The 9,976-nt window shown below is 59.3% G+C and carries 7 protein-coding genes; 6 read left to right on the forward strand and 1 reads right to left on the reverse strand.

The genetic code is table 11. The features are described 5' to 3' along the window. Position 1: 1 nt before the first annotated feature. The 3 genes from tssM (at position 2) to ACIQWO_RS26440 (ending at position 5,695) form a co-directional block, all read left to right on the forward strand. A complete protein-coding gene (tssM, locus tag ACIQWO_RS26430; RefSeq protein WP_402830594.1) occupies positions 2-3,823 on the forward strand; it encodes a type VI secretion system membrane subunit TssM in 3,822 nt (1,273 codons plus the stop codon). Continuing rightward, positions 3,820-5,004: a DotU family type IV/VI secretion system protein gene (locus ACIQWO_RS26435; RefSeq protein ID WP_402830597.1), complete on the forward strand. Its 1,185-nt coding sequence runs from the start codon at positions 3,820-3,822 to the stop codon at positions 5,002-5,004. The genes tssM and ACIQWO_RS26435 overlap by 4 nt, the downstream gene beginning before the upstream one ends. Before the next feature lie 148 nt (positions 5,005-5,152). Next, positions 5,153-5,695: a hypothetical protein gene (locus ACIQWO_RS26440; RefSeq protein WP_402830600.1), complete on the forward strand. Its 543-nt coding sequence runs from the start codon at positions 5,153-5,155 to the stop codon at positions 5,693-5,695. A gap of 392 nt (positions 5,696-6,087) precedes the next feature. Here the strand turns inward: ACIQWO_RS26440 and ACIQWO_RS26445 are convergent, their stop codons facing one another. Continuing rightward, entirely contained in the window at positions 6,088-7,779 is a 1,692-nt protein-coding gene (locus tag ACIQWO_RS26445; protein ID WP_402830602.1) for a phage integrase family protein, read from the reverse strand. 306 nt (positions 7,780-8,085) lie between these two features. Here ACIQWO_RS26445 and ACIQWO_RS26450 point away from each other — a divergent pair, with 306 nt between their 5' ends. The 3 genes from ACIQWO_RS26450 to ACIQWO_RS26460 are packed head-to-tail and all read left to right on the forward strand — an operon-like array spanning position 8,086 to position 9,856. Next, positions 8,086-8,595: a DUF3304 domain-containing protein gene (locus ACIQWO_RS26450; RefSeq protein ID WP_402830604.1), complete on the forward strand. Its 510-nt coding sequence runs from the start codon at positions 8,086-8,088 to the stop codon at positions 8,593-8,595. A 29-nt stretch (positions 8,596-8,624) separates the two neighbouring features. Then, positions 8,625-9,401, forward strand: coding sequence for a T6SS phospholipase effector Tle1-like catalytic domain-containing protein (locus tag ACIQWO_RS26455; RefSeq protein ID WP_402830607.1), 777 nt, complete (start codon positions 8,625-8,627; stop codon positions 9,399-9,401). A 5-nt stretch (positions 9,402-9,406) separates the two neighbouring features. Continuing rightward, the gene (locus tag ACIQWO_RS26460) at positions 9,407-9,856 is read left to right on the forward strand and encodes a hypothetical protein (protein WP_402830609.1); all 450 of its coding nucleotides are present in this window, start codon (positions 9,407-9,409) and stop codon (positions 9,854-9,856) included. Positions 9,857-9,976: the final 120 nt, after the last annotated feature.

The following is a 9,976-nucleotide window of genomic DNA, read 5'->3' on the forward strand; positions in this document are numbered from 1 at the left end:
CATGGATTCTCCGAAACGACTGGACAAAGGGCTAGTCACCAAGCTGATTGTGGTCTCACTGGCCATCGTGCTCCTGGCGGTGGCCATTTGGTGGCTCGGCCCGCTATTGGGCCTGAACGACATGCGGCCGCTGGCTGGCGTCGGCATTCGCGTAACGGTCATCGTGTTGTTACTGGCGCTGGTGCTGTTCTGGCTGCAGGGGCTGCCACTGGTATTTATTGGGGGCGCGGCACTGTGCTTGCTAATCTGGCAAGCCGGACCGCTGCTGGTGTTCGGGAATCAACGACCCCTGGAGCCAACGACACCGCGTATCGTACTCATCGCGGTCGTCCTTTTTCTATCGCTCATTTACCTGGTTTACCTGATGGTGCTTCGCATCCAGTCCAACCAGGGTTTCCGCAAAACGGTGCTGAGTTTCGGCAAGAAAAACGACGAGGAGCCGGTGGCCGAGGCAGAGATCGAGGCAGTCACGACCCGGGTTGAAGCCGGGCTGCGCCGACTGAAGACGCTGCGGACCGGCAATCGCTTGACTCGCCTTCTCGACGGCCGAAGTTACCTTTACGAACTGCCGTGGTATTTGACGGTGGGCGGCATTGGGGCCGGCAAGACGACAGCGCTCTGCAACGCGGGGCTACGGTTCCCGGTGGCGGAAGCTAACGGTTCGGCGCACGACGACGAAAAGGGATCAAATCCGCCCGCATGGCGATTCACCAATGAGGCGGTGCTGATCGACCCTGCGGGGCACTATACTAGCCAGGAGATCACCTCCAAACCGGAGGTTATTCAGGCCGAATGGCGGGGATTCCTGGGCCTTCTGCGCAAGTACCGGGGCCGGGCACCGATCAATGGGGTGCTCGTTACCGTCAGCGTCACAGATCTCGTCGAGCAATCAACACAGGACCGCGCGGACGCCGCAACTCGGATTCGCAGTCGGCTGGCGGAACTGCGGCGGGAACTGGGTATCCAGTTCCCGATTTATGTCGTTGTCACCAAACTCGATCTGTTGACAGGCTTTGCGGAGTATTTTCAGTCACTAGGCAGCGAAGGTCGCACGCAGTCGTGGGGCTTCACCTTGCCTGTGGGCAAGAATACCAAGCGTGGCAAGCCGCAGCTTGATCTTGCAGCCCTGTGCCGCGAGGAGATGAGGGAACTGGCCGCTCGTGTAGAGGCGGGGACAGACGATCGCCTGCTGGAAGAGTTCGACGAGAACCGACGCAGGGCTCTCTTTGACCTGCTCAATGAGTTTGAAAGTCTGACAGAGCCGCTGGCTGACCTGATTGACCAGATCTTCGTGGATTCCCGCTATGACGACACCGAGCACAGCACCATGTTGCGCGGCGTGTACTTCACGAGTGCGGCGCAGACCGGCGATTCGGTGGGGGCAGCCAAAGATACCATTCAAGGGCATGTCCGGGACGCAAAGTCCTCCAGCCAGACTAATCTGGAGAGCGGTCAGGCAGGCAGCCTCAGCTATTTTCTGCCCGACCTCTTTACCAAGCGCATTCTCTCCGAAACGCATTTGGTCAAGCCTAACCTGCGCTGGGAGTTTCGCTTCCGCCTGCTGCGCTGGATTGGGCACGCGCTGTGGGTAGTGCTCTTCCTGTGGTTGGCAGCAGGCCTGTACGCGAGCTTCGGACGCAACAGCAACTATCTCGAAGTTGTGCAGCAGAAAGCCAAGGCGCTCGCTGCGCAGGTTACGAGCTTCTACAAGAAGCCAGAACCCGCCGGCATGCCTGAAGTCCTGGCAGCAGCCCACGACCTGCCTGCCTATTCAGGCCTGAATCTCGCCGACCCGACGCTCGATTGGCGCTATGGACTCTATACCGTGCCACCGGAACTGGATGCCGCGACATTTACCCATAGCAAGCTGCAGGACAACTTGCTGGTGCCGTATCTCGTGCGCCGAGTGGAAACGGTGCTGACCTCGGCAGTCGCTGGCAAGGATGCCAAGCGCACCTATGACACCCTGCGGGTTTATCTGATGCTGCATGACATGGCCAAGTTCAATGCGTCGGATGTCCGAAGCTGGGTGCGGAGTGACTGGGCAACCGGTAACGGTGCTGATGCGTTTGGTGGTCGGGTAGCGATTCTCGAACACTTGGATGACCTGCTCAATGGCAGCCGTGCCGTGCAATCGCCTTATGCCAAAAATGAGGCATTGGTCCGTTCCGCACGCGACTTCCTGGACACCAATACTTCAATCGAACGTCTGTACGACCGTGCCAAGGTGGCGATGATCGAGGAAGCCCCTCAGGAGTTCACGCTTATCCGCGCGGTTGGCCCCCAGGCGGGTACGGTGTTCACGCGAGCCAGCGGCGAACCGCTTGAGCGTGGGATTCCCGGCCTCTTCACCTACGCGGGCTACCATGACCTGTTCAATGCGCGTTTGCCGGAATTCGTTGCGAAGGCGCAAGGCATCGATGCCTGGGTAATGGGGCGGGCAACCGGTCTTGGGGCTAAGAAAAAAACGCTTGAGCAGGCAGCCGGAAAGTTGGCCGGAAACGATCCGCTCACGCAGGAAATCCGTCGCCTGTATCTGACCGAGTATGCCAGGCGCTGGGAGGATTTTCTCTCCGATATCCGGGCGGTGACGGGTAACAACCTGGCCTTTGATCTGGAGATTCTGCGCAACTTGGCCGCCCCGGATTCGCCGCTGGCACGCCTCGGGCGTGCCGCGGTTGTTGAAACTACGCTTAGCCGGCCGGTTGAGTCGGAAGACAAGTCACTGACTGACAAGGCGCTTTCAGCGCTGGAGAAGAAAACGGAGAAGGTTAGTGGCATGACGGCTCGCGCCGAAGCTCGGCAGGAACGGGAACTGGTTGACAGCCGGTTCGCGGCGTTACGCGAGGTGGTAACTGGTCAGGCCGACGTGAAGAAGACCGATGGGCAGAATGCAGGCAAAGCACAACTGGATGGCATTGCGGGAATGGTGAACGCCTACTACACCACACTGGTGGTCGCCAACAATGCGCTGAATACCCGCAATCTGCCACCGCCTACGGACGCCGGCTCCCAATTGCGCATGGAAGCGGCCAAGTTGCCGGTGCCCTTCAAGGCCGTACTCGCCGATCTGGTCGTGCAGGGCACGCGGGATGTCAACAAGGGCATTGGCGATATTCTGATTGCACAGATGGATGCGGTCATCGGCGAAAGCTGCCGCAGCGCGATCGATGGCAAGTATCCGTTCACACCAACGTCGAAGCAGGACGTGGACCCGGAGGATTTCGCGCGGGTATTTGCTGCCGGCGGCGTATTGGACGACTTTTTCCAGAAGGTTCTGGCACCCCATGTCGATACCACCGTTTCGCCATGGCGGTACAAGCTGACGGCGCCGGACGTTCCGCCGGTGGCTGGGCCCAGCCTGGTGCCGTTCCAACGTGCCAAGGAAATCCGCGAGGTCTTTTTTCGCGAACCGGGCGCCAGGAAGATGGCGTGGAAGGTGGATCTGAAAGTCGTAGAGTTGGATCCGGAGATTGTCGAGCTCAACATGGACTTCGATGGCCAGAGCCTGCGCTACGTGCACGGCCCGGTGATCCCCTTGAAGATTACCTGGCCTGGCCCGCGTGGCGGGCAAAATGCCGAGATCAAGGCTAGTCCGCGTATTCGTCCGGAAACTTCGACGCTCGCCGCGAACGGGCCTTGGGCACTAATGCGTGTGATTGCCAAGGGCAAACTCGCTGGCTCGGCCACAGCCAGTCATTTCCTGGCCGAATATGAGTTCGACGGCCGCAAGGCCCAGCTCGACATCAATACCGGAAGCCTTGCCAATCCGTGGACCACCGGTCTGCTGCAAGGTTTCCAGTGTCCGGGGAGATCCGGATGATGGCCGACCAGTTGCACGCCAGAAATCACCTGCTCAGGCTCGCGCAGCCCCTGTTCTGGACGCTGGATGAACTGTCGCCGGAGCTCGATTCGGTCGCTCGGTTGGACACCTTGCAAACCGAAGCGCGGGTGCGAATGGTAACCTTCGCGAACTCCTGCTACTCGGCTTCGATGAAGGCGGATGACGTTGAGGCGATCCGCTATTGTTTCTGTGCAGCCGTGGACCAGGCGGGGACGCGCATTCGCGGACGGGCGGATAACTGCAAAGGGGTCTGGCTGCAGCGCAGCCTGCTAAAAGAGTACTATGAAGAAAACGGCAGCGGTCAGCGTTGTCGCGCCTGGATTGAGCAGTTGTCGCAGAACCCGAAGTCGCATGCCGATGCATTGGCCGTCATCGCTCACCTGATCGAGCGGGGGCTAACGGATGAGCGAGGGCAGCCGCTTCCTGCGATACGGTTGGCACAAAGCCAGGCCAGTCCGGCATTCATTGCCTACGGACGTTCCGTCGTGCCTCATGCTCGACCGGCACTCACTCCGGTCGGGCGAGGACATCGCACGAGATGGACTCTCACCCTGGCCGCGATTGTGGTGATTGCTGTCCTGACATGGATGGCCTACCGACAACATGCCGACGGCCAGGCATTGGCAACCCGGGTTGACCAGTTGTCCAGCGAGGTGGCGCAGAGGGAGTCGGCCGATCGCCAACTGCAACGCTGGCTGGCACTCGGCATCGCCGCAGGGTATGTGAGCCTGGGGCAACGGGGTGATCGCGTGCATCTAGTGTTCAGCAGTGACCTCGGATTTCCGTCCGGAAAGGCTGACGTGCCCCCTGCGCTGGCTCGGCAACTCGATCAGCTTGCAGCCATGCTCGCGAGTACGGATGCGCAGGTGACGGTGGTCGGTCATACCGACGAGGCGCTTGCTCCCCACGGTACGCAAGCGTCGAATTTTGCCCTGTCGGAGTCCCGCGCGATAGCCGTGGGGCGCTATCTGCAGAAGCGGGGCATCGTCAGCAAGCGGATCGCCATCATCGCGCGGGGCGCATCCGATCCCGTGGAAAACAACCGGACCGAAGCTGGTAAAGCGCTGAATCGACGCATCGAAATCATCATTGATCGTACGCCGGAGCAGGCGGGCGCGAGAAATTTCGGGCGTTCCCAGAATTCGAAGGAACCGCCGTGAGCGCTCTCGACCGGTTGCAATCCAGGGCGCAAGAGCATCGATTGGTTTGCTATGCGACCGATTGGCGGGGGCGTGACCGCACAGGACGTATGAAGCGCGAGGAAGACAAGCGCATTCGAGGTCGTATTGAAGAGTGAAAGGAGGACTGATGTTAGCCGACGTTGTTCGCCCCATACCGGATGCCGTGCCCGCGAAGCGATCATGGAATGGCATACCCACAGCCTGTCATTTCGGCACGTGCTACTGGTTGTTTCTCGCGGAGTTTGGGCGGGCACCGACCCTCAGTGAGTACGCCGAATTCCTGGGCAATCCGCAACTTCTGATTCAGCGGCTGCTTCCCTTTGGGCAAAGGCTGACGAGAAAGGCGATCCAGAGCGGATTGGTGCCAGGCACGATTGTCGTGTTCGTGAAGGATGGCGCGCCAGATCACTCTTGCGTCGCAACCAACCCATGGACGTTGTCCGGTTACAACCAGGGATACATCTTTCCCAGTGGGCAATTTCTTCAATTCACGAACAACCACATCAGTGAATTGCGCTGGCACTCGGGGCTGTTTGGGAAGGATCACGACCAGGTGCAGTGCAACATTTCAGTCGTCGAATGGGCGGATGTCGTGGCGATCGGCGAGTCGGTCGCCAAGGCCGTGGTGGGGCACCAATGCATTCGGAACGGGACACTGGCTATCCGCTGACCCCCTTGTGCCACGGATGTGCTAGTCGGAGATTGATACACATGATGCGCTTGATCACAATCTATTCAGATGCCTATGTTTTCACGAATCCTCATCGGAAGGATCCAGGCAAGGACCGTTTGACCATTCTGGGGCATGGTAGAAGGGGGCAGCTCACGAAACGGAAAAAATCGTACGCTAATTGCCCAACGCCCATAAATGAAAAATCTACTTTAAAGCCTGACCAGGCAAGGCTTTGAAGGAAACCCATCGAGTCTGCGGAGGGATGCCGGGATGAGGCTGGAAATGACACATAACACCAATAGTTATGAAACCGCCTCGCCTTATGTCTAGATTTATCGGAAAGTGATGCCAGCATCCCGATGCCTGGCGATGTCCGCGTGGCGTCTACGCTATTTTCGCGCAGCAAAAGCCTGATTCATTTGCCTTGCTCGTTGGATCTCGTCGCTGTGCAAATAGGTGGAAGTCGTCGAGATGGTTGCATGGCGCAAGTTATCACGCACCATCACCAGTTCAGCACCACGCGCGAGCGCATGCGAAGCGTGCGTGTGCCGTATCCAGTGAGGGCTGGCGCGCCGCAACTTTTCTGCCGTGGCAGGCCGCTCGTCCTGGATTGCATCTGCCGCCAGCCCGAAAAATCCCTTGATCACGCGCCAAAGCCGCGTACTCTCGATGTGTGCACCGTCTTCCTCCAGACTCACGATAAGCGGTGTGGTCGGATTCCATCGCGTAGGCGTGACGGTCAGCCCTCGTTGCAGCAAATACTGATCGAGTGCTGAGCGAGCCAACGGCGGCAATGCCACCTTGCCGTGCTTTTCGCCTTTGCCGACGACATGCAGCCAGTGCTCCCCTTGCTCGCCCGGGCGGATATCGCCCAGGGTGGCACCAACCAACTCGCCCGCCCGCAAGCCAGTCGCATAGCCGAAGTCCAGTAGAAATCGCAGCCGCTGGGCTGCGGGCTCGCTCCAACCGCAGGACCATTCGAGACCATCGGCAAGCGTGCGAATCAGCAACCATTCCCCCTCGGAGAAACCGCGCGAGACGTCGAGCCCGGCGCGCCTCGTCTGACCTTTGACTTTGACACCAGCGAAAGGATTTGCGAGGAGGTAGCGCTGCTCGACGAGCCAGCGAAACAGTGCGCAAAGCACATTCAACGCGTAGGCCGCAGAGCGAGCCGACAGCGCACCGGTGAAGGGATGCCATTCCGGACTGTGCCGTGGCCGAGACGGCCCGACCCAACGGGCGCGCGGCGTTGGTCGACGCAGGAACGCGCGATAGGCGATCGCGTCGTCGGTGGTGAGTGAGGACAAGGCTCGCCCCCGCTCAACGATCGCCCACAGCATCAGGCGTTCGGCCTCTTTCCGATAGGCGCGTTGTGTCGCGGGCGATTCGTGCAATGACAGCCATGTCTTGACAGCCTCGTAGTCGTTCGACGCGTCGAGCAGACTCGTGGATCTGGGTGCCCGAAACAGCCCCCGAGAGCCATCTACGTCGTGCGGCACCTGCAAGTGCTCCCATGGCGTGACGACCCCGTCGGGGGCTGCGACGATCAATGCCCGCGCCCGTTCGGTCAGCGCCGGATACGCGGCGAAGAAGGCTTCGACGTGGCGCGCTCCGGCGATGCCGAGCCCCTCAATCGCTTGCCACCAGCGTCGGCGGCGCGGAATACGCACGGTCAGGTCAGATAGCGTTCGAATGCCGTGAGCGTGTAGTGCCCGGACCGTGCGCGGCGACAACCACATGTCGACGGCGTCGGATATCTGCGGCACGGGCATCGGTATTTGGCGCAGTGTCTCGATCGCTCGGGGGATGGTGTCCGCCGAGCGTCTGGAGGGGCGGGACGTGAAGATCGCGGCCAGGTCTGGCCGATGCCTTGTCTTGGCAAAATCGATCAACTGCCGCCGGATACGCCCGAGGATCCCGCGTGACGACGCACCCGCCGGCCGAGCTTGGTGTGCCAGATAACGGAGCACCGCCGCGCCAGCCTCCAGCCCGGCATACCACGCACGCAACGCGGCCAATTCCGCTTCATCCGGGAAGGTCGATGACTCCGGTGCCAAGATGCGTGTCTCACGTGTTTTCATAAACCCTAGTTTAAGAGGAGTATCGTGACGGGCTGATAATAAGACTTATCAGTCCAACATCACTTTCGTGACAGTTTCACCGATTCGATGCGATTCGCACACGCTAAAATTTCATCGAAAAATCAGGTTTTTCCCATATCAATTTTGGATCGACTTCGCTAGATTTCGGCTGGAGCCGAACCCCATAAAGCGGGAACACTTTTCGATGCACCCGCCAACACGTCCTTGCCATCGGCTACCCGCCTCAACCTTGCTTGTGGTCAGGCTCCGCCGGCTTCCTCATCCTCACATTCCCCAGGAGAGTCAATGCTCAAGAGAGTGTTATTGCTATTTCTTCCGGTGTTGCTGTTCATTGCTGGCTGCGCCAATGGCGGCATTGGCAAACCTGGTTACGTCGATGTATCTGCCTGGAGTGCGAACTACACCGAGGACTACATCCAAGATTTCGAGATTCAGACCGTTGACGGACAACAAACTGGAGTTGGAGGTGTTCAGGTCAAAGAGTTCTCGAAAGGCGGGACGGGTGGCCGAGAATGCTGCGCGCTAATGCCCGGCGTCGGAAAGACAATCAAAGTGGTGTGGCGTGTGGGCGACGGAAACGCCCCTAAATCATTGTGGAAGACCTATAGCCAGGATGTCGTGGTTGCCGGAACCATGCCTACCGCCACGCGCGAACATAGCTATTTGGTGGTGCGATTCTTTCCAGGCCATAAGGCAGAAGCTGAATTGTTTCCGTCGGAATTACTCGACCCGAATAATCCAAGAGTGGATCGATTGTTTTCCGGATCACGCGTGATGCGCCGGATGGGGGAATAAGCGTGCAAGACTGGTTAGACGACGATCCGATGGACAATCTGCGCGCCTGCAAGACGGCGACGCTCCTCTACGATGAAGACTTTTCCGCATGCGCCACCTGCGAGCAGAAGCCGTGGATCAGCTTATTTTTCGACGGCACCGGCAACAATCAGAAGATCGATGAGCCGTTGAACAAACTGTCGAATATCGCTCGACTGTACTTGGGGCATCGTGATGAGCCGTATCTCATCAGCCGGTTCTACTATCCAGGCGTCGGCACGCCAATGGACGCGAGCAATCCGAGCTGGGTGGACAAGATTCGCGATAGCGAGATGATCGGTGGCGCGATGGGTCTAGGCTGGGATGCTCGTCTCGAAATGGCGGAAACCGATTTCCGAAACAGCCTGAAGTTCAACCACAAGGTCAAACGTATCGACGTCGCGGTCTTCGGTTTCTCGCGTGGTGCAACGCTGGCGCGGGCATTCGTCAATCGTCTTCTCGCCAAGTGTACGTTCAAAGACAACGTACCTCACTGGCCGTGCCCGACGGCGGTCGATGGCGAATCGGCTCCGCTGCACTTCCGGTTTCTCGGCTTGTTCGACTCCGTCGAGTCGGTCGGGCTGCCCGCGCACAACCTGTCGAGCATGCAGACCGAAATCCCTGAGCAGGTCGATCGCTGCCTACATTTTGTCGCCTCGCATGAATTGCGCGCATGCTTTCCGCTCGCGCCAGTCCGTAATTCAGCAGGTTCGCACGAAGAAATTGTGTTCCCAGGCGGCCATTCCGACGTGGGCGGCGGCTATCGGCCCAACGAGCAGGCGCGCTGAACAAGATGCGCCTTCAGGCAGCCATCAGCGGCGTGCCATTTACTCCGCCGAGCATGGCAGGCAAGAATGTCAATGATCTGTTCGAATACGACGCTGCGCTCAAGGCCTCGTACGAAGAGTACTGTACTGCGGTGAGCGTCCACGGCAGCCTCGAAGATCAGGTGCTCGCCCACATGCGTCTTTACTACGGCTGGTTGAAGGTCCGTTTCGACGCAGATCCGCGCCAGATCTACGCCGACATCGATGCGCTCGAGGAAGACTCGAAGAAGGAGCTGGCGAAGATCCAAAGCCTGCATTCCAAAATGAGCAACGACTCAGGCCCCGCTCCCAGAATCGGTGCGTGGCAGCGGTGGCGCGATATGACGGGTGATGCCACAATGCATGTCGTTTTGTTACGTTTTTCCCGTCCAGCAAAGGTCGGCGGTACCCGGCTCGCACCGACGTTCCTTCGATGATCTAGACAGGAACATCTTGCCGCTCGAGTCGGCCGATTCACTCACGACTTGCACCACCGCGTCGGGGCGTCAGCGCGCAAGGACTCACCCGTTAAAACAGATATCGGAAGTTGGCTGTGC

The organism is Pandoraea sp. NPDC090278 (assembly GCF_044772185.1).
GTDB lineage: Bacteria > Pseudomonadota > Gammaproteobacteria > Burkholderiales > Burkholderiaceae > Pandoraea.